The organism is Hephaestia caeni, from assembly GCF_003550065.1.
Taxonomy (GTDB): Bacteria; Pseudomonadota; Alphaproteobacteria; order Sphingomonadales; family Sphingomonadaceae; genus Sphingomonas; species Sphingomonas caeni_A.
Window position 1 is genome coordinate 1,533,354 of sequence record NZ_QXDC01000002.1, and the last position, 19,463, is coordinate 1,552,816.

Consider the following 19,463-nt stretch of genomic DNA (forward strand, 5'->3'; position numbering starts at 1 on the left):
GTGATTATGCCGCTCAATGGTGCATTTCGCCGCCGATCCCCGGGGTTCCGGCGGGTGGCTGGGCCGCAAGTTCATCCGCATCGGTCCAATCGATCGCCTCGATCGGCGCGGTCAATGCGAGTCGCAACACCTCGTCGACATGGCCGACGGGGATGATTTTGAGCCCGTCCTTGATGTTCTGCGGCAGCTCAACGAGGTCCTTCTCGTTCTCCTCGGGGATCAGCACCGTCTCGATGCCCCCGCGCAATGCCGCGAGCAGCTTCTCCTTCAAGCCACCGATCGGCAGCACGCGCCCGCGCAGCGTCACCTCGCCCGTCATCGCGATCTCGCGCCGCACCGGCACCCCGGTCAACGTCGAGACGATCGAGGTCACGATCCCGATCCCGGCCGACGGCCCGTCCTTGGGCACCGCGCCTTCGGGCAGGTGGATGTGGACGTCCTTGCGGTTGAACAGGCTCGGCTTGATGCCATAGCTCGGGCTGCGCGCCTTGATGAAGCTGAACGCGGCCTCGACCGATTCCTTCATCACGTCGCCCAGCTTGCCGGTGGTCTTGGCCTGGCCCTTGCCGGGCACCGTCACGCTCTCGATCGTCAGTAATTCGCCGCCGACCTCGGTCCAGGCGAGCCCGGTGACCGCGCCGATCTGGTTTTCTTCCTCCGACAGCCCGTAGCGATATTTGCGCACCCCCGCGAACTCGCCGAGGTTCTCGGGCGTGATCGTCACGCTCTCCGCCTTGCCTTCGAGGATCCTGCGCAGCGCCTTGCGCGCCAGCTTGGCGATCTCGCGTTCGAGCGTGCGCACCCCCGCCTCGCGGGTGTAGAACTGGATCAGCGCGCGCAGCCCCTCGGTGGTGAGCGTGAACTCGCCTTCCTTCAGCCCATGCGCCTCGATCTGCTTGGCGAGCAGGTGCCGCTCGGCGATCTCGACCTTCTCGTCCTCGGTATAGCCCTCCAGCCGGATGATCTCCATCCGGTCGAGCAGCGGCTGCGGCAGGTTCAAGGTGTTCGCAGTGGTCACGAACATCACGTCCGACAGGTCGATATCGACCTCCAGATAGTGATCCTGGAACTTGTTGTTCTGTTCGGGATCGAGCACTTCGAGCAGCGCCGACGCCGGATCGCCGCGAAAATCCTGGCCCAGCTTGTCGATCTCGTCGAGCAGAAACAGCGGATTGCTCGTCCCCGCCTTGCGCAGGTTGCTGACGATCTTGCCCGGCAGCGAGCCGATATAGGTCCGGCGGTGACCGCGGATCTCGGCCTCGTCGCGCACCCCGCCCAGCGATTGCCGCACGAACTCGCGACCCGTCGCGCGCGCGATCGACTTGCCGAGGCTCGTCTTACCCACCCCCGGCGGGCCGACGAGGCACAGGATCGGGCCTTTGAGCTTGTTGGTGCGCGCCTGCACGGCCAGATATTCGACGATCCGGTCCTTGACCTTCTCGAGCGCATAATGGTCCTCGTCGAGCACCTCCTGCGCGATGGCGATATCCTTCTTGAGCTTCGATTTCTTGCCCCACGGCAGCCCCAGCAGCACGTCGAGATAATTGCGCACGACGGTGGCCTCGGCCGACATCGGCGCCATCGTCTTCAATTTCTTCAATTCGGCGGTCGCCTTGGCGCGCGCTTCCTTGGAGAGCTTCAATTTGGCGATCTTGCCCGTCAGCTCGGCGATCTCGTCGCCTTCTTCCTCGCCCTCGTTGCCCAGTTCGCGCTGGATCGCCTTCAACTGTTCGTTGAGGTAATATTCACGCTGCGTCTTTTCCATCTGGCGCTTGACGCGACCCTTGATCTTCTTCTCGACCTGGAGGACGCCCAATTCGCCTTCCATGAAGGCATAGGCCATCTCCAGCCGCTTGGCCGGGTCGCGCTCGACGAGCAGCGCCTGCTTGTCGGCGACCTTGATCGAGATGTTGCCCGCTACCGCGTCGGCAAGCCGCGAAGCATCGTCGATCTCGCTCAGTTGCACCGCGGTCTCGGCGGGCAGCTTGCGGTTGAGCTTGGCATAATTCTCGAACTGGTCGACCACCGAGCGCATCAGCGCGGCCACTTCGGTTCCCTCGGCCTCGGCGTCGTCGATCAGCGCGACCGTCGCCGTCAGATGGGTGCCGGCCTGCTCGATCGCCTCCAGCGAGCCGCGCTGCTTGCCCTCGACGAGCACGCGCACCGTGCCGTCGGGCAGCTTGAGCAACTGGAGCACGGTCGCGCTGACGCCCATGTCGTACAGGTCGTCGCGCTCGGGATCGTCCTCGGCCGGGTCGAGCTGCGCAACGAGGAAAATCTCCTTGTCGGCCTCCATCGCCGCCTCGAGCGCGGCGACCGATTTGTCACGACCGACGAACAACGGCACGATCATGTTCGGGAAAACCACGATGTCGCGCAGCGGCAGAACGGGGAAACGCTGGGTCATGAACACTCCAATGGCGCCCGACCGGGGCGCTCCTCGCCGCTTATATGGGAAGCGTGCTGCCGCCATCAATCGCCTGCTGGACTTCATCCCCACGCGGAAGCCATAAAGGCCGACATATCAAAGGGGGGACCGATGATCGCACGCCTTGCCGCCGCCTCGCTGCTCGCGCTGGCCGCCACCACACCCGCGCTCGCCGCCGAAAAGGACCAGCCGCCGATCACCGCGCAGACCGCGTCCTCGGGCGGCCCGCTTGCGCCCGAACAGAAAGCGGTTCGCTTCGACACCGCCGATCTCAGTTTCGAGGTGTTCCCCGATCGCGAGGCGATCGCCGGCGTCGCGACGCTCAACTTCACCGCGGAAAGCCCCGTCTCGCGCCTCGTGATCGATCTCGATCGCAACCTGCCCGTCTCGGCGATCGCGATCGACGGCAAGCCGCTCGCCAAAGGCGCGTGGTCGAACCCCGAAGGCCGGATGACGATCGAACTCGGCAAGACGGTGCCCACAGGCGGCAAGGTTTCCGCCAGGATCACCTACGCCGGCACCCCGCACGTCGCGGTCCGCGCGCCGTGGGACGGCGGCTTCGTCTGGGCGAAGACCCCCGGCGGCCAGCCCTGGGTCGCGACCGCGGTCCAGATGGAAGGCTGCGACATGTTCTGGCCGTGCATCGATTATCCGACCTACGAGCCCGATCGGATCGATCTCCACATCACCGTGCCCGCCGGGCTGGTCGCGCCCTCGAACGGCGTGTTCAAGGGCAAGCAGACGCTTCCCGACGGCCGCACCACCTGGAACTGGAGCGTGAAGCACCCCACGCTCTACGGCATCGCGCTCAACGTCGGCCCGTACGAACAGATCTCGGACACCTACAAAAGCCGCTTCGGCAACGAGATTCCGATGTTCTATTGGTATCTGCCGGGCGAGGAACAACAGGCGAAGGAACTGTTCGCCGAATTTCCCAAGACGCTCGATTTCTTCGAAAGCGTGATCGGCCCCTACCCCTTCGGCGACCAGAAGCTCGGCGTGGTCGAAACCCCGCACAAGGGCATGGAGCACATGACGATCAACGCGTACGGCAACGAATACGCGAAATCGCCCTACGGCTTCGACAATCTCTTCCAACACGAATTTTCCCACGAATGGTTCGCCAACCAGATGACCGCGGCGAACTGGGACGATTTCTGGCTCCACGAAGGCTTCGCGGCCTACATGCAGCCGCTCTACGGCGACTGGCTCGACGGCGAGTGGGCCTATACGGGGATGCTCGCGCAATCGCGCCAGGGTATCAGCGCGGAGGCGCCGCTGGTGCGCGGCAAGCCGCAGACCGCCGAGGACGTGTACGTCCGGGATCCGGGCCGCGGCGGCGACATCTATACCAAGGGCGCGTGGACGCTCCACACGCTCAGGAACCTGATCGGCGACAAGGCCTTCTTCGATGCCGTGCGCCTGCTCGTCTACGATCGCACCGATCCGAAGCCGGGCAATTATCAACAGACATCGCGCGCGACGCCCGATTTCGTCCGCTTCGTGAAGCAGACCTCGGGCACGGATTATCAGTGGCTGTTCGACGTCTACATCTATGATGCCGCGCTGCCCGAACTGGTCGAAACCCGCGCCGGCGACAAGGTGACCTTCACCTGGCAGGCGCCGCACGGCAAGCCCTTCCCGATGCCGCTCGAGGTCCGCGTCGGCGACACCATCGAGACGCTGCCGATGACGGACGGCACCGGCAGCCTCACCGTTCCGGCGGGCGTCCACGTCCTCGCCGATCCGGGCGCGAAGATCCTCAAGCAGTCCGATACCGTCGACGCCTTCCGGGCATGGCGGAATGCCCAGATGGAAAAGCGAAAGGCCGACTAGTGCATCGTACGCCCACATTCCTCCTCGCCGCCTCGCTCCTCGCCGCCTCGCTCCTCGCGGTCGCCACCGCTGCGAGCGCGCAGGCGCTGCCCGAAAAGGGCGAGCCGCCGATCAGCGCGCAGACCGAAATATCGGGCGGCGAGCGGCCGCCCGAGCAGCAGGCGATGCGCTTCGACGTCGCCGACCTCGCGATCGAGGTGCTGCCCGAGATGCGGCAGTTGAAGGGCGTCGCGACGCTCACGTTCACCGCCACCGCGCCGCTGGCAAGGCTGGTGATCGATCTCGACACCAATCTGGGGCCGCAGGGAATCGCGATCGACGGCAAGGCGCTGCCCGCCTCGGCCTGGTCCAACCCCGACGGCCAGCTCACGATCGCGCTGCCGAGGCCGATCGCCAAGGGCGGCACGGTGACCACGACCATCACCTATGGCGGCACCCCGCACGTCGCGGTGCGCGCGCCGTGGGACGACGGCATGGTCTGGTCCCAAACCCCCGACGGCCGCCCGTGGATCGCGAGCACTGCCGAAGGCTATGGTTGCGACCTGTTCTGGCCGTGCCTCGATTTTCCGAAAGGCGAGCCGGGCCGCGTCGATCTCCACATCACCGTGCCCAAGGGGCTGAAGGCGCCCGCCAACGGCGTGCTCGTCGGCGTCGACACGCTTCCCGACGGCCGCACCACCTGGAACTGGAGCGCCAAGAGCCCCAATCCCTATAGCGTCGCGCTCAACATCGGCCCGTATGAGGAGATTTCGGGCACCTACAAAAGCCGCTTCGGCAACGAGATTCCGATGTTCTATTGGTATCTCCCGGGCGAGGAGCAGCAGGCGAAGGAACTGTTCGCCGAATTCGCGCCGACGCTCGATTTCTACGAAAGCGTCGTCGGCCCCTATCCGTTCGGCGACGAGAAGGTCGGCGTGGTCGAAACGCCGCACAAGGGCATGGAGCACCAGACGATCAACGCCTATGGCAACGAATATGCCAAGGCGCCCGAGGGGTTCGACTGGCTGTTCCAGCACGAATTCGGCCACGAATGGTTCGGCAACCAGCTCACCGCCGCCAATTGGGACGATTACTGGCTCCACGAGGGTTATGAGAGCTACATGCAGCCCTTCTACGGCCGCTGGCGCGAGGGCGAGGCGCGCTATGCCGCGATGATGCTCGGCCAGCGCAACAACATCATGAATCAGGCGCCGATCGTCTCGGGCAAACTGCGCACCGAGGAGGAAGTGTACGAAGCCGACAAGGGCGGCCCCGGCCAGGACATCTACATGAAGGGCGCGTGGATGCTCCACACGCTCCGCAACCTCATCGGCGACGATGCCTTCAAGCAGGTGACGACGCTCGAAGTCTATGGCCGTCCCGATCCACGGCCCGGCAATTTCAAGCCGCGCTTCGGCTCCACGCAAGAATATATCGCCAACGTGAAGAAGGTGACGGGCAAGGATTACGGCTGGTTCTTCGACGTCTATCTCAAACAGGCGGCACTGCCGAAGCTGGTCCAGCAGCGGCGCGGCGACCAACTCACGCTTACCTGGCAGGCGCCGGCGAACCTGCCCTTCCCGATGCCGGTCGAGGTCCAGGTCGATGGCAAGGTCACCAAATTGCCGATGACGGGAGGCACCGGCACGCTCGCCGTCCCCGCAAACGCGCACGTCGTACTCGATCCGTGGGACCGCATCCTCAAGCAGAACGACGCGATCGATCGTTATCAGGCGTATATGAAAGCGCAGATGGCCAAGCGCGCGGCGGCGGCGAAGAAGGAATGATGTTGCGGCAAACGATGCGTCACCCCGGACTTGTTCCGGGGTCCAACGTGCCACGAACGCAAGCGCTGGTGGATAGTTGGATGCCGGAACAAACCCGGCATGACGGTTGAGGCGCCACGGTCGGCATGACCACCCCCACCGGCCTCCCCGCGCTCGCCGCCCTCGCGCTCGGGTTTGTCGCGTTCCTCGTCGCCCTGATCGCCGCCTGGTTGCGGCGCGCGCCGGAAGCAAAGCACCGGCAATCGCTCCGCTCGATCCTCGGCATCGTCATTCAGGGCATCGCGATCGCCATCGTCGCGGGCGCGGCGTGGACCCCGACGCTCGATCCGCTCGGCGCGCGCGCCTTGCTTCAGGCGGCGGCCGTCGCGCTGCTGATGGCGGCCACCGTCGGCCTGTTCGTCTGGGCGTCGCGCACGATGGGCCGGAACTGGAGCATCGTCGCGCGCACCCGCGCCGATCACCAACTCGTCACCACCGGCCCCTTCGCCCATGTCCGCCACCCGATCTACGTCGCGTTATTCCTGTTCATGCTGGCGATCGCGATCGGCCTTGGCACCTGGCCGCGGCTGATCGTCGCGATTCCGCTCTACGCGCTCGGCACCTGGCAGCGGATCATGGTCGAGGAGGCGCTGCTGCGCACCATGTTCGGCGCCGATTACGATGCCTATGCCGCGCGCGTGCGCCGCTTTGTGCCGGGGCTGTTCTGAGGCCCGCGAGCCTCCTATGCTCGCGCCACGACAGTTTCTGATCCGGGGAAATTCCATGAAGCCGTTCCGCTCCGCCGTCGCCGCGCTGGCGCTGTTCGTCTCGGTCCCCGCGTTCGCGCAGGCGCTGACGGCCGAAGAATCGCAACAGATCGACACGCTCGTCACCACGACGCTCGCCGATACCGGCGTCCCGTCGGCCTCGGTCGCGATCGTGCGCGGCGGGAAAATCGTCTTCACCAAAGCGTGGGGCAAGCAATCGCTCGACATCGCGCAAGCACGCACCGACGTGCCCTATCAGATCGCCTCGATCTCGAAGCAGTTCACCGCCGCCGCGCTGCTGCTGCTCGAGGATCAGGGCAAGCTCACCCTCGACGATCCCGTGAGCAAATACGTCCCCGGCATCACGCAAGGGGATCACATCACGATCCGCCAGCTTCTCAGTCACACCTCCGGCCTCCAGGATTACTGGCCGCAGGATTACAGCTTCGCCGCGATGGAACATCCCGTCACCCCGCAGCAGATCGTCGATCGCTGGGCGAAGAAGCCGCTCGATTTCCCGCCGGGCACCCAGTGGCAATATTCGAACACGGGTTACGTCGTCGCGGGCATGATCGTCGAAAAGGTCTCGGGCACGAAGCTGCTCGATTTCCTGAAGGCGCACATCTTCTCGAAGCTCGACATGCACCCGATCAACCAGGATCTCGCGATCGGCAAGGGCTATCCGGTCGGCTATCATCGCTACGCGCTCGGCCCGGTGCGCCCGGAAAAGCCCGCCGCGCCCGGCTGGCTCTACGCCGCGGGCGAACTGGCGATGACTGCGAGCGACCTCGCCAAATGGGATATCGCCCGCATCGACCGCACCGTGCTCCCCGCCGACGATTGGGCCGCGCAGGAAACCGCGATCCTGCTCACGAACGGCAAGGATACCGGCTACGGCCTCGGTGTCGACGTCGGTGAGAAGAACGGCCATGCCTATGTCGAACACAGCGGCGAAGCGGTCGGCTTCCTCTCGGAAAACATCGTCTTTCCCAAAGACAAGGCGGCGGTCGTCGTGTTCGTCAACAGCGATTTCTCGAACGCGTTCCTCACGATCACGCAAGGGATCGTCAAGACCGCCTTCCCCGCCATCGCGAACGCCGCCGCCGACACCGACGAAACCGTCAAGACCGCCGAAGCGCGCAAGGTCTACGACCAGCTCGTCACCGGCACGCTCGATCGCACGCTGATGACCGAGGATGCCAATTACTATTTCACCGACGAGGCGCAGAAGGATTATCAGACCAGCCTCTCCGCGCTCGGCGAACCCGTCAGCTTCGAGCCGCGCGGCAGCCCCAAGCTGCGCGGCGGCTTCGTCTATCGTGGCTACACCGTCACCTATCCCGACCGGAAGCTTTCGGTCAGCACCTATGCCGAACCCGGCGAGAACGGCCGGTACGAGCAGTTCCTCGTCGCCCCCATGAGTTGATATCCCGATGACCGATTTCGCCGCCCTCCTCCAGCCCGACAAGAGCCAGCCCGCCCGCACGCTCCACGTCGTCCACCCTGACGATTGGGCCGATTGGCTCGCCCACCAGCCGCCGCGCGTCCGCGCGATCGCGGCCGCCAACCGCCTCACCGGCAAGCCCGGCAACGCCGCGATCCTGCCCGGCGACAATGCCGAGGACTGGTCGGCGCTGCTCGTCTGTAACGAAGCCGAAAGCTCGCCCTGGCGGATCGCCTCGCGCGCCAGGGCACTGCCCGAGGGCACCTACCGCCTCGCCGCCGGCGATCCCGGCGCCGCCGCGCTCGGCTGGCTGCTCGCGCAGCATCGCTTCACCCGCTACCGCACGCCCGAGGGCGATACCGGCGCGCGCGTCCTGCTCACCTCCAATCCGGCCGCGATCGCCGATGCCGTCCGCCTCGCCGAGGCGACCGCGCGCGTCCGCGATCTCGTCGATACTCCGGCCGCCGATCTCGGCCCGGCGGAGATCGAAGCCGCCGTCGGGGATCTGGCGAAGGCGCACGGCGCCACCGTTACCACCACCCACGGCGACGCACTGGTCAAGGGCTATCCGATGATCCACGCGGTTGGGAAAGCCGCCGCCAAGGGTCGCGAGCCGCGCCTCGTCGAACTCGAATGGGGGCCGGCCGATGCGCCCCGCGTCGCCATCGTCGGCAAGGGCGTGGTGTTCGATTCGGGCGGGCTCGACATCAAGCCCGCCGCATCGATGAAGCTGATGAAGAAGGATATGGGCGGCGCGGCGCATGCGCTCGCGCTCGCTGGGCTGGTCATGGCGAACCATCTCAAGGTCCGCCTCCACCTCGTCATCCCCACGGTCGAGAATGCGATCGCGGGCAATGCCTTTCGCCCCGGCGACGTGCTCCGCTCGCGAAAAGGGCTGACGGTCGAGAACACCAACACCGACGCCGAAGGCCGGCTGATCCTCGGCGACGCGCTCGCCAAAGCGGGTGAGTCCGCGCCCGAACTGATCCTTGATTTCGCGACCCTCACCGGCGCGGCGCGCGTCGCGCTCGGCCCCGATCTCCCCGCGACCTTCGTCAACGACGACGCGCTCGCCGCCGATCTGGTCGCGGCGGGCACCGCGGTTCACGATCCCTTGTGGCGGATGCCCTTGTGGGACGGCTATGACGAAATGCTCAAATCAGACATCGCCGATATGGTGAACGCCCCCGAAGGCGGGATGGCTGGCGCGGTCACCGCCGCCCTGTTCCTGCGTCGCTTCGTGCCCGAGGGCGCGCTCTGGGCGCATTTCGATACGTTCGCGTGGCGACCGGCTGCCCGGCCCGGCCGCCCCAAGGGCGGCGACGCCTACGGCCTGCGCGCAGCATGGGAGCTGCTTCGCCGGCGCTACGGCTGATCGCGCCGATCGATCGCGCGAGCGCAAATATTACACGGGTATTACACGGGGATTGCTCGCTTGTCCCAACGCGCCGATAAGGCGCCATGACTCCATCCCCCGAAAACCCGGCTCTGGCGCGGATCCAGCAGAATGTCCTCGCCCGGTCGGAACGTCGCCTCCTCACCTGGCTGTGCGCGCATCTGCCCGCCTGGGTGACGCCCGACAAACTCACGGTGACGGGGATGGTCGGGGCGGTCGCTATCTTCCTCGGGTACGCGCTCAGCACCTTCTCCGCCGAATGGCTGTTCGTCGCGCTCGGCGGCTATGTCGTCCAGTGGCTCGGCGACTCGCTCGACGGCAGCCTCGCGCGTTTCCGCCATATCGAGCGCCCGTCCTACGGCTATTTCATCGATCATAGCTGCGATGGGCTGGCGGTGCTGCTGATCCTCGCCGGCATGGGCCTCAGCCCGTTCGTGACGATGGATATCGCGCTGATCGCACTCGCGGGCTATCTTCTGCTCTCGATCCACGCCTTCCTGTCGGCGCGCGTGATCGGCGAACTCAAGCTGTCATACCTCGCTGCCGGCCCCACCGAGCTGCGCGTGCTGCTGATCGCGCTCACGATCGCGATGTACGTCCAGGGCAAGGCGGCCGACGTGCTTGGCGACTATTCGGGCTACGATCTGCTCATCGGCGGCGTCGGCACGATCCTGATCGCGCTGTTCGTCATCCAGACAATCGCCACCGGCCGCCACCTCGCCAACGTCGACCGCCGCTGAGGCTTTCCTCCATCCGTCGCCTCGGGCTTGCATGCCCCTGCACAGCCAGGGGTTCCGGGGGCCGATGAGCCGTGAACGCTGGCGCTCTTGGAAGACGTCGCCCCCCGGTTTCGTCACCCCAGCGAAGGCTGGGGTCTATCTCTCGCGGATAGAGTCATGGGTGCCAGCCTTCGCTGGCATGACGGTAATCGATGCGTTTCTCCTCACTCCGCCCGGCACCCCGCCGCCGCCTCGATGATCGGCACGAACTTCGCCGCCGTCAAACTCGCGCCGCCGACCAGCGCGCCGTCGACATCGGGCGCGGACAGGATCGCGCCCGCATTGGCCCCGGTCACCGATCCGCCATAGAGGATGCGGATGCCCCGCGCCTCGTCGCCCACCAATTGCCTTAACTTGGCGCGCGCGATCGCGTGGATCGACGAAATCTCCTCCAGCGTCGGCGTCCGCCCCGTCCCGATCGCCCAGCGCGGCTCATAGGCGAGCGTGAACCAGCGCGCCGCCGCATCGTCGGGCACCGATTTCTCGATCTGCGCCTGCACCACGCGCTCGGCGCGGCCGGCGTCGCGCTCGGCCTCGGTTTCGCCGCAGCACAGGATGACGTTCAGCCCGTGGCGATGCGCGGCGGCGGCCTTGCCCCAGGCGTCCTGGCTGGTCTCGTTCTGGTCGCCGCGGCGCTCGCTATGGCCGACGATCACCGTGCGCGCGCCGGCCTCGACCAGCATCGGCGCGGCGACGCAGCCGGTGTGCGCGCCCCAATCGGCGTCGTGGCAATCCTGCGCGCCGATCGGCAGCCCCGGCGCCACCCGCGCCGCCGCCTCGATCAGCGTGAACGGCACGCACACCGCGACATCGACCCCATCGTGCGCGGCGGCCGCCGCGGCGATACCCTCGATTTCGGGCAGGTCGGCGCGCAGCCCGTTCATCTTCCAGTTCGCCGCCACAAATTTACGCCGCGTCATCGATCACCCTCCACCTTTGCGTCCTGCCGGACGAGCGGCGCCGGCCCTCTCCCCCACCCGGCCACCCAATGCGATTATCCTAGTGGGTGGCCGGGTGGGGGAGAGGGCCGGCGCCGCGCCCGGATTTGGTCCGGCTAAGACGCCTCTAACAACGCCGCCCGCGCACGCAAGCTTGAAGCGGGCTTGCTCCGCCCGTAAAGCGGCCCTTTCGCTTCTCCAACGATCGGTCAGGCATGCTCGGCATTATCCGCAAAATCACCGGTTCCAAGATCGGCCTGGTGATCACGTTCATCGTGCTCGGCGTGATCGCGATCGCCTTTGCGGCGGGCGACATGATGGGAATCACCCCCAGCAGCGGCGGGATGACGCCAACGACGGTCGCGACCGTCGGCGGCACCAGCATCGGCGAAACCGCGCTGCGCGACGGCGTCCAGCAGGATTTGCAGAATTATCGGCAGCAGCAGCCCTCGCTCGATATCGTCAGCTTCGTCGAGGGCGGCGGGATCGAAGGCTCGCTGTCGCGGCTGATCGATGGGGTGGCATTCCAAAAATTCGCCGAAAGCCAGGGCATGCGCGTCAGCAAGCGCCTCGTCGACGGGCAGATCGCCAGCATCCCCTCGCTCCAGGGCCCGGACGGCAAGTTCAGCCCGGAAATCTACAAGAGCGTGCTCGCGCAGCAGCGGCTGACCGATGCGGCGCTGCGCGCGGATATGACGCGTGAGATCGTCGCGCGCCAGCTCATCGTGCCGACGGTCGGCGCCAGCCAGATTCCGATGCAGGTCGCGCTGCCCTATGCGGCGTTGCTGCTCGAAAAGCGGCAAGGCCATGTCGGCTTCGTTCCCGCGGCCGCGATGGCGGCGGGCAAGGCGCCGACCGATGCCGAGATCGCGACCTTCTACAGCCACGAAACCGCGCGCTACACCGTCCCCGAACGGCGCGTGATCCGCTACGCGGTCGTCATGCCCGATCGCGTCGCCGATGCCGCGAAACCCAGCGATGCCGAGATCGCGCAGGCCTATAGCCAGCAGAAGGATCGTTTCGCGGCGAAGGAAACGCGCACGCTGAAGCAGGTCATCGTTGCCGATCGCGCCGCTGCCGATGCGCTCGCCAAAAAGGTCGCCTCGGGTACCGCGATCGACGCCGCCGCGCGCGCCGCCGGGCTCGAAGCCTCGACGATCACCGATGTCGAAAAGCAGGATTACGCCAAATCGGCGTCGGCGGGCGCGGCCGATGCCGCGTTCGCGGCGGCGCAGGGCGCGGTGGTCGGGCCGGTCCAGACGCCGCTTGGTTTCGCGATCGCGCGCGTCGAAAAGATCACCAGTGTTCCCGGCAAGACGCTCGCCGAGGCGCGCGACACGCTGGTCGGCGAACTCACCACGACGAAATCGCAGGAAGCGATGGCCGATCTGCGCGATTCGATCGACGAGGCGATCGTCGGCGGCGCCACCTTCGCCGAGATCGCCGCCGACAAGAAGCTCACCGGGCAGACGACTCCCCCGCTCGCCGTCACCGGCGTCGATCCGCTCGATCCCACGAGCAAGCCCGATCCGGCCTTGTCGCAGGTCGTCGCCGCCGGCTTCGACGCGCAGGAAGGCGATGCGCCGCAGATCGTCGCCGTCGGTCAGGACGGCGGCTTCGCGGTGGCCGCGCTCGAAAAGATCGTCGCCGCCGCGCCCCGGCCGCTCGCCGAGATCCACGATCGCGTCGTCGCCGATTTCGAGGCCGATCGCGCGCGCCGTGCCGCCCGCACCATCGCGACGGCGATCGTCGCCAAGATCAACAAGGGCGAAACGCTGGCCAAGGCGCTGGGCGAAGCGGGCGTCAAGCTGCCCCCGGCCGAACCGCTCGGCGCGACCCGCGCGCAATTGCTCCAGAACCGCGACGGCGCCCCGCCGCCGCTCGCGCTGATGTTCGCGATGGCCGAACACAAGGCCAAGCAGCTCGAAGCGCCCGGTGGCCGCGGCTATTTCGTCGTCGTGCTCGACAAGATCGAACGCGCCGATCCCAAGGGGCATGATGACGTCATCAACGCCGCGCGCGCCGATCTCTCGCGTCAGGTCGGCGCCGAATATGCCGAGCAGTTCGCCGAATCGGTGCGCCGCCATGTCGGTGTCCAGCGCAACGCCAAGGCGATCGCCGACGTCCGCGCCGCGCTGACCGGCCAAGACACGCAATAACCTCCCTCCGTTCGCCCTGAGCTTGTCGAAGGGCCGCTCTTGTTCGACGAAGGAAAGCAGTGCTTCGACAAGCTGAGAGCCTGTTTGGGAATGCGTCTTGCGACGCATGGCGGCACCGGCCCACTCCCCCACCCGGCCACCCACGAGTGTATCCTGATGGGTGGCCGGGTGGGGGTGTAGCCCCACAAAGTAATACTTTGTGGGGACCCCGTGGGGGAGTGGGCCGGTACCGCTTCGGAAATCGCTCTTCCGCGATTTCTCAAACAAACCCTCAGCACGAACGGATGAGCATGAGCCCCCGACCATGATCGACGGCACCCCCGCCGCCCGCGCCGCGCTCGTCGCCGGTCGCCCCGCGCTCATCTGGCAGCGCACGGTCGAGGACCGCCAGACCCCGGTCGCCGCGGCGCTCAAGCTGATCGAGCCGGGGCGCGGCGATTTCCTGCTCGAATCGGTCGAAGGCGGCGCGGTGCGCGGCCGCTACAGCCTGCTCGGCCTCGCCCCCGATCTGGTGTTTCGCGCAGCCGGCGACCAGGCCGCGATCAACCCGCGCTGGCTCGCCGATCGCGATGCCTTCGCGCCCTGCCCCCAGCCCACGCTCGACGCGTTGCGCGCGCTCGTCGCATCGTGCCGGATGGACGTCCCCGCCGAGCTTCCGCCCGCACTCGCGTGCCTCGTCGGTTATTTCGGGTATGAGACGATCGGGCTGGTCGAGGATCTGCCGCGCCCCGCCGCCGATCCGCTCGGCTTGCCCGACATGATGTTCGTGCGCCCCACGGTGATCCTGATCTTCGACCGGCTGAGCGACGCGCTGTTCGTGGTCGCCCCCGTCTGGCCCACCGCAGGCCGCGATCCCGACGCGCTGATCGCCGCCGCGCGCGATCGGATCGAGGCCGCGCAGCACCGCCTCGCCGCCGCCGATCTGCCGCCGCCCGCGCGCACCGAGGCAGTGACACTCGATCTCGCGCCCCAGCTTCCGCCCGGCCGCTATGCCGAGATGGTCGCCGCCGCGCAGGACTATATCGTCGCCGGCGACATCTTTCAGGTCGTGCTCGCGCAGCGCTTCACCGCGCCGTTCGCGTTGCCGCCGTTCGAGCTGTACCGCGCGCTGCGTCGCGTGAACCCCTCCCCCTTTCTCTATCATCTCGATCTGCCCGGCTTCGCGCTCACCGGCTCGAGCCCCGAGATCCTCGTGCGCGTGCGCGACGGCGAAATCACGATCCGCCCGATCGCCGGCACTCGCCCGCGCGGCAAGACCGCGAGCGAGGACGAGGCCAACCGCACGAGCCTGCTCGCCGATCCCAAGGAGCGTGCCGAGCATCTGATGCTGCTCGATCTCGGCCGCAACGATGTCGGCCGCGTGGCGGCGGCCGGCAGCGTCCGCGTCACCGACAGCTACGGCATCGAATTCTACAGCCACGTCATGCACATCGTCTCGAACGTCGTCGGCCGGCTCGATCCCGCGAAGGACGCGCTCGACGCGCTGTTCGCCGGCTTCCCGGCGGGCACCGTCTCGGGCGCGCCCAAGGTCCGCGCGTGCCAGATCATCGCCGAGCTGGAACCCGAGGTGCGCGGCGCCTACGCGGGCGGCGTCGGCTATTTCTCGCCCGACGGCTCGATGGATTCGTGCATCGTGCTCAGGACGGCGATCGTGAAGGACGGCGTCATGCACGTTCAGGCCGGCGCGGGCATCGTCGCCGATAGCGATCCCGCCTACGAACAGCGCGAATGCCAGGCCAAGGCTGGCGCCCTCCTCGCCGCCGCCCGCGAAGCCATCGCCCGCGCATCGGAGCCCGATTTCGGCCAGTAACCCCCGCGCCGAACCGCTACTTCCGTTCGCCCTGAGCTTGTCGAAGGGCCGTTCTTCTTCTCTTTCTCTCGCGCTGAAAGAAAGAACGGTGCTTCGACAAGCTCAGCACGAACGGAAAGTGGCTCGCAGCCAAGCCGCTTCCTACGGAATCGATTCCGCCGCCCGCTTGCGCTCGCGCTTCTCGGCCGCGGCGGCGCGCCCGGCCTGCATGAAGCACCCCGTCTGCCCGCCGGTGCCCACCGGCGAGCAGGTGTCGGGCAATCCGCCCGCGGTGCGGCTCACGTCGTCGACCACCTGCGCCTTGTTGACCCAACTGTTCTTCGCGGGGCTGTAATGCGTCTCGCGCAATTCCTGCGGGATGCGGAATTGTTCGTCGGCGTCGCGGCGGCTGCACACCACCACTTCGCCGTCCTCGGCCTTGGGGCACGGTTCGTCGCCATAAACGGTGACGTTGCGGATTTTTTCGGGCGGCGTGCCCTGCTGGCCATCGCCGGTCGGCGTCGCCTGTGGCGTTTCCTGCGCGACGCCGATCGCGGGCGCGGCGATCAGCGCGAGGGCAGCAAGCGAACCGAACATGAGCAATCTCCCGGGGGTCAACGTCTGTCCAGCCTGATTGCTCCGGGCTGAACAGCCCTCATCTGGTGCGCCTTCGCGGCCAAACCAAGGCAGCGCCCCAACAAATGGCACGGGGCCGCTCGCAAAGCAGCGCTGCGGTTGCGCTCGCCCGCGCATCGGCTATGGCGTCGGCCATGATCCTGGTCGTCGACAATTACGACAGCTTCACCTGGAACCTGGTCCATTATCTGATGGAGTTGGGCGTCGAGGTGCGCGTCGAGCGCAACGACGCACTCACCGCCGCCGACGCACTCGCCACCGGCGCGCAAGCCTTCGTGATCTCGCCCGGCCCCTGCACCCCCGACGATGCCGGGATATCGCTCGATCTCGTTGCGGCCTGCGCCGAGGCGGGGAAGCCGCTGCTCGGCGTGTGCCTCGGTCATCAGGCGATCGGCCAGCATTTCGGCGGCAAGGTCGTGCGCGGCGGGCTGATGCACGGCAAGACCTCACCCGTCAGCCACGACGGCAGCGGGGTGTTCGCCGGCCTCCCCTCACCCTTCACCGCGACCCGTTATCATTCGCTGGTCGTCGAGGACGTGCCCGGCGCGCTGATCGCCAACGCCACCGCCGCCGATGCCTCGGTGATGGGCCTGCGCCACGCCACGTTGCCGATCCACGGCGTCCAGTTCCACCCCGAAAGCATCGCCACCGAGCACGGCCACGCGCTGCTGGCGAACTTCCTCGCGATCGCCGGCATCGCGCATGTCGCTGTCCCACCTGCGGGAGCGGACGATTGACCGCCTTCGTTACCCTTCCCGATCCGGCCACGCCGCTCTCCCGCGAATCGGCCGCGCAGGCGTTCGCCGACATCCTCGACGCACGCGCGAGCGACGACGCCATCGCCGATTTCCTCATTCGCCTCAGCCAGCGCGGCGAAACCAGCATCGAGATCGCCGAGGCCGCCCGCGCGCTGCGTGAACGCGTACTCCCCATCACCGCGATGCCCGGCGCGATCGACGTCTGCGGCACCGGCGGTGACGGCCATCACACGCTCAACGTCTCGACCGCGGTCAGCCTCGTCGTCGCGGCGTGCGGGGTGCCCGTCGCCAAGCACGGCAACCGCGCCGCCTCGTCGAAGGCGGGCGCCGCCGACACGCTCGAAGCGCTCGGCCTCGATATGGAACGCGCCGGCGCGCTGGCGGAGGCGACGCTCGCCGATCTCGGCATCGCTTTCCTGTTCGCCGCCAACCACCACCCGGCGATGAAGCGGATCACCCCGATCCGCCGCAAGATCGGCCGCCGCACGATCTTCAACCTGATGGGGCCGCTCGCCAATCCCGCGCACGTCACGCGTCAGTTGATCGGCATCGCACGCCCCGATTACGCCCCCGTCTATGCCGAGGCGCTCGAGCAACTGGGCACCGAGGCCGCGCTCGTCGTCTCGGGCGAGGAAGGGCTCGACGAAGTGTCGGGCGCCGGCCCGACGATCGCGGTGTCGGTGGGCAGCCTTGCCATGCCGCCCAGCATCGCCCCGGAGGACGCCGGGCTGCCGCGCCACCCGGTCGCCGCGATCCACGGCGGCGATCCCGCCTATAACGCGCTCGCCTTGCGCCGCCTGCTCACCGGAGAACGCGGCGCCTATCGCGACGCGGTGCTGCTCAACGCCGCCGCCGCGCTCGTCGTCGCCGCTCGCGCCGACACCCTCACCGATGCCGCCGCGATCGCCGCCGAAGCGCTCGACAGCGGCGCCGCCAACACGCTCCTCGATGCCTGGATCGCTTATTCATGAGCACGATGCTCGACAAAATCCTCGAAACCAAGCGCGCCGAGGTCGCCACAAGGATGGCGACGATTCCGGTCGCCGATCTCAGCGCGCGCGCCGACGCCCAGAGCGCCCCGCGCGGTTTCCGCGCCGCGCTCGATGCGAGGCGCCGCACCGGCCATGCGCTGATCGCGGAAATCAAGCGAGCAAGCCCCTCCAAGGGATTGATCCGCGATGATTTCGATCCCGCCGCCCACGCCGCGGCCTATGCAGCGGGCGGCGCCGCGTGCCTCTCGGTCCTCACCGACGAGCGCTGGTTCCAGGGCGCCAACGCCTATCTCGCCGCCGCGCGCGAGGCATGTTCGCTGCCGGTGCTGCGCAAGGATTTCATGGTCGATCCGTGGCAGGCGCTCGAATCGCGCGCGATCGGCGCCGACGCGGTCCTGCTCATCGTCGCCGCGCTCGACGACGGCCTGATGGCCGAGATCGAGGCCGCCGCGATCGAGTGTAACCTCGATGTGCTGGTCGAGGTCCACGACGGCGACGAATTCGATCGCGCGCTCAAGCTACAATCGCGTTTGATCGGCATAAACAACCGTAATCTCAAGACGTTCGGTGTCGATCTTGATCGCACGATCGAGCTTGCCTCACGCGCCCCCGAAGACGCCACGCTGGTCAGCGAAAGCGGCCTTTCGACCCGCGCCGATCTCGATGCGCTCGCGACCCACGGCATCGACTGCTTCCTGATCGGCGAAGCGCTGATGCGCCAGCCCGATCTCACCGCCGCCACGCGGGCGCTGGTGGCCCCGTCTTCCCTTCTCCCTTTGCGAGCGGAAGGGAGTGCCGGAGGTGCGGAAGGGTGAGGCCGGATGGTTGATCTCACCCATCTCGACGCGACCGGCGCCGCCCGCATGGTCGATGTCGCCGCCAAGGCCGTAACAGCGCGCGAGGCGATCGCGACCGGCCGCATCACCATGTCCGCCGAGGCCGCGACCGCGATCCGCAACGGCACCGCGACGAAAGGCGACGTCCTCGCCGTCGCGCGCGTCGCGGGCATCATGGCCGCCAAACGCACCAGCGATCTGATCCCGCTCTGCCACCCCCTGCCGCTCACCCGCGTGGCACTCGATCTCACGGTCGATAACACCGCCGTCACCGCCACCGCCACCTGCGCCACCGACGCCAAGACCGGCGTTGAAATGGAGGCATTGACAGCAACTTCGATCGCGCTCCTCACAATCTATGATATGGCCAAGGCGCTCGATAAAGGCATGACGATCGAGGGCATGCGCCTGCTCAGCAAGACGGGCGGCAAATCGGGCGATTTCACCGCGCCCTGATCCCGTCATGCCGGCCTTGTTTCGGCACCCGCACTGGCGCAGGATCACCCCATGACGCCATCCGCCGCCGTCCCGTCCCGCACCGCCACCTGTCGCTGCGGCGCGCTCCGCGCCACCTGCACCGGCGAGCCGGTCCGCATCTCGGTCTGCCACTGCCTCGATTGCCAGAGGCGCAGCGGCAGCTCATTCGCCGCACAGGCGCGCTGGCCCGACGCGCAGGTGCAAATCGACGGCGACGCGCACCGCTGGACCTGCACCTCCGAGAACGGCAACCGCGCGATCTTCCTCTTCTGCCCGACCTGCGGCGGGACGATCGCCTACACCAGCGAGGGGCTACCCGGCGTCACCGCCATCCCGCTCGGCACCTTCGCCGACCCCCAATTCCCGCCACCGCATTACTCGGTCTACGAGGAACGCAAGCACGCCTGGGTCGCCATCCTCGGCGACGCGATCGAGCATTTCCCATAGGCCCGCGCCGCGCCTGATCCTCCCCCGCCAGGGGGA

16 protein-coding genes are annotated in these 19,463 nt (G+C 67.4%); 13 read left to right on the top strand and 3 right to left on the bottom strand.

All coding sequences use genetic code 11. The features are described 5' to 3' along the window. Window positions 1-13 precede the first annotated feature (13 nt). Window positions 14-2,407: an endopeptidase La gene (lon, locus tag DFR49_RS07185; protein ID WP_119034939.1), complete on the bottom strand. Its 2,394-nt coding sequence runs from the start codon at window positions 2,405-2,407 to the stop codon at window positions 14-16. 132 nt (window positions 2,408-2,539) lie between these two features. On the opposite strand from lon, the gene DFR49_RS07190 reads away from it, so the two are divergent. The 6 genes from DFR49_RS07190 to DFR49_RS07215 all read left to right on the top strand — a co-directional run bounded on the left by DFR49_RS07190 (window position 2,540) and on the right by DFR49_RS07215 (window position 10,356). Further along, window positions 2,540-4,264, top strand: a complete 1,725-nt coding sequence (locus DFR49_RS07190) for a M1 family metallopeptidase (protein ID WP_119034940.1) — start codon at window positions 2,540-2,542, stop codon at window positions 4,262-4,264. Window positions 4,265-4,428: 164 nt separating this feature from the next. Beyond that, the gene (locus tag DFR49_RS07195; protein ID WP_245968320.1) at window positions 4,429-6,030 is read left to right on the top strand and encodes a M1 family metallopeptidase; all 1,602 of its coding nucleotides are present in this window, start codon (window positions 4,429-4,431) and stop codon (window positions 6,028-6,030) included. A gap of 125 nt (window positions 6,031-6,155) precedes the next feature. Then, entirely contained in the window at window positions 6,156-6,737 is a 582-nt protein-coding gene (locus DFR49_RS07200) for a methyltransferase family protein (protein ID WP_119034942.1), read from the top strand. A gap of 55 nt (window positions 6,738-6,792) precedes the next feature. Further along, complete coding sequence (locus DFR49_RS07205) at window positions 6,793-8,202, top strand: serine hydrolase domain-containing protein (RefSeq protein WP_119034943.1); 1,410 nt, start codon at window positions 6,793-6,795, stop codon at window positions 8,200-8,202. Between the two features lie 7 nt (window positions 8,203-8,209). After that, on the top strand, window positions 8,210-9,595 hold the full coding sequence (locus tag DFR49_RS07210) for a leucyl aminopeptidase family protein (protein ID WP_119034944.1): 1,386 nt from the start codon (window positions 8,210-8,212) through the stop codon (window positions 9,593-9,595). An 86-nt stretch (window positions 9,596-9,681) separates the two neighbouring features. Continuing rightward, on the top strand, window positions 9,682-10,356 hold the full coding sequence (locus tag DFR49_RS07215; protein ID WP_119034945.1) for a CDP-alcohol phosphatidyltransferase family protein: 675 nt from the start codon (window positions 9,682-9,684) through the stop codon (window positions 10,354-10,356). A gap of 203 nt (window positions 10,357-10,559) precedes the next feature. On the opposite strand, the gene tpiA is transcribed toward DFR49_RS07215, so the two are convergent. Then, on the bottom strand, window positions 10,560-11,315 hold the full coding sequence (tpiA, locus tag DFR49_RS07220) for a triose-phosphate isomerase (protein WP_119034946.1): 756 nt from the start codon (window positions 11,313-11,315) through the stop codon (window positions 10,560-10,562). A gap of 233 nt (window positions 11,316-11,548) precedes the next feature. Here tpiA and DFR49_RS07225 point away from each other — a divergent pair, with 233 nt between their 5' ends. After that, complete coding sequence (locus DFR49_RS07225; protein WP_119034947.1) at window positions 11,549-13,492, top strand: peptidylprolyl isomerase; 1,944 nt, start codon at window positions 11,549-11,551, stop codon at window positions 13,490-13,492. A 304-nt stretch (window positions 13,493-13,796) separates the two neighbouring features. Next, window positions 13,797-15,302: an anthranilate synthase component I gene (gene trpE, locus DFR49_RS07230; protein ID WP_119034948.1), complete on the top strand. Its 1,506-nt coding sequence runs from the start codon at window positions 13,797-13,799 to the stop codon at window positions 15,300-15,302. 141 nt (window positions 15,303-15,443) lie between these two features. On the opposite strand, the gene DFR49_RS07235 is transcribed toward trpE, so the two are convergent. Further along, window positions 15,444-15,878, bottom strand: a complete 435-nt coding sequence (locus tag DFR49_RS07235) for a hypothetical protein (RefSeq protein WP_119034949.1) — start codon at window positions 15,876-15,878, stop codon at window positions 15,444-15,446. A 173-nt stretch (window positions 15,879-16,051) separates the two neighbouring features. Between DFR49_RS07235 and DFR49_RS07240 the strand changes: the two genes are divergently transcribed. Genes DFR49_RS07240 through DFR49_RS07260 form a run of 5 tightly spaced genes read left to right on the top strand, consistent with a single transcriptional unit; the run spans window position 16,052 to window position 19,427 of the window. Next, window positions 16,052-16,654: an anthranilate synthase component II gene (locus DFR49_RS07240; protein WP_119035338.1), complete on the top strand. Its 603-nt coding sequence runs from the start codon at window positions 16,052-16,054 to the stop codon at window positions 16,652-16,654. Further along, window positions 16,651-17,646 carry an anthranilate phosphoribosyltransferase gene (trpD, locus tag DFR49_RS07245; protein ID WP_119034950.1) on the top strand — a complete coding sequence of 332 codons (996 nt, stop codon included), beginning with the start codon at window positions 16,651-16,653 and terminating at the stop codon, window positions 17,644-17,646. The genes DFR49_RS07240 and trpD overlap by 4 nt, the downstream gene beginning before the upstream one ends. Further along, entirely contained in the window at window positions 17,643-18,482 is an 840-nt protein-coding gene (gene trpC, locus DFR49_RS07250) for an indole-3-glycerol phosphate synthase TrpC (RefSeq protein ID WP_119034951.1), read from the top strand. The genes trpD and trpC overlap by 4 nt, the downstream gene beginning before the upstream one ends. A 6-nt stretch (window positions 18,483-18,488) precedes the next feature. Continuing rightward, entirely contained in the window at window positions 18,489-18,959 is a 471-nt protein-coding gene (gene moaC / locus DFR49_RS07255) for a cyclic pyranopterin monophosphate synthase MoaC (RefSeq protein ID WP_119034952.1), read from the top strand. A gap of 51 nt (window positions 18,960-19,010) precedes the next feature. Then, the gene (locus tag DFR49_RS07260) at window positions 19,011-19,427 is read left to right on the top strand and encodes a GFA family protein (protein WP_119034953.1); all 417 of its coding nucleotides are present in this window, start codon (window positions 19,011-19,013) and stop codon (window positions 19,425-19,427) included. Window positions 19,428-19,463 lie beyond the last annotated feature (36 nt).

Coding starts and splice junctions, on each gene's coding strand:
- DFR49_RS07190 (WP_119034940.1), top strand. CDS start 2,540: ATGATCGCACGCCTTGCCGCCGCCTCGCTGCTCGCGCTGGCCGCCACC.
- moaC (WP_119034952.1), top strand. CDS start 18,489: ATGGTTGATCTCACCCATCTCGACGCGACCGGCGCCGCCCGCATGGTC.
- DFR49_RS07240 (WP_119035338.1), top strand. CDS start 16,052: ATGATCCTGGTCGTCGACAATTACGACAGCTTCACCTGGAACCTGGTC.
- DFR49_RS07210 (WP_119034944.1), top strand. CDS start 8,210: ATGACCGATTTCGCCGCCCTCCTCCAGCCCGACAAGAGCCAGCCCGCC.
- trpE (WP_119034948.1), top strand. CDS start 13,797: ATGATCGACGGCACCCCCGCCGCCCGCGCCGCGCTCGTCGCCGGTCGC.
- DFR49_RS07215 (WP_119034945.1), top strand. CDS start 9,682: ATGACTCCATCCCCCGAAAACCCGGCTCTGGCGCGGATCCAGCAGAAT.
- DFR49_RS07200 (WP_119034942.1), top strand. CDS start 6,156: ATGACCACCCCCACCGGCCTCCCCGCGCTCGCCGCCCTCGCGCTCGGG.
- DFR49_RS07260 (WP_119034953.1), top strand. CDS start 19,011: ATGACGCCATCCGCCGCCGTCCCGTCCCGCACCGCCACCTGTCGCTGC.
- trpC (WP_119034951.1), top strand. CDS start 17,643: ATGAGCACGATGCTCGACAAAATCCTCGAAACCAAGCGCGCCGAGGTC.
- DFR49_RS07195 (WP_245968320.1), top strand. CDS start 4,429: ATGCGCTTCGACGTCGCCGACCTCGCGATCGAGGTGCTGCCCGAGATG.
- tpiA (WP_119034946.1), bottom strand. CDS start 11,315: ATGACGCGGCGTAAATTTGTGGCGGCGAACTGGAAGATGAACGGGCTG.
- DFR49_RS07205 (WP_119034943.1), top strand. CDS start 6,793: ATGAAGCCGTTCCGCTCCGCCGTCGCCGCGCTGGCGCTGTTCGTCTCG.
- DFR49_RS07225 (WP_119034947.1), top strand. CDS start 11,549: ATGCTCGGCATTATCCGCAAAATCACCGGTTCCAAGATCGGCCTGGTG.
- DFR49_RS07235 (WP_119034949.1), bottom strand. CDS start 15,878: ATGTTCGGTTCGCTTGCTGCCCTCGCGCTGATCGCCGCGCCCGCGATC.
- lon (WP_119034939.1), bottom strand. CDS start 2,407: ATGACCCAGCGTTTCCCCGTTCTGCCGCTGCGCGACATCGTGGTTTTC.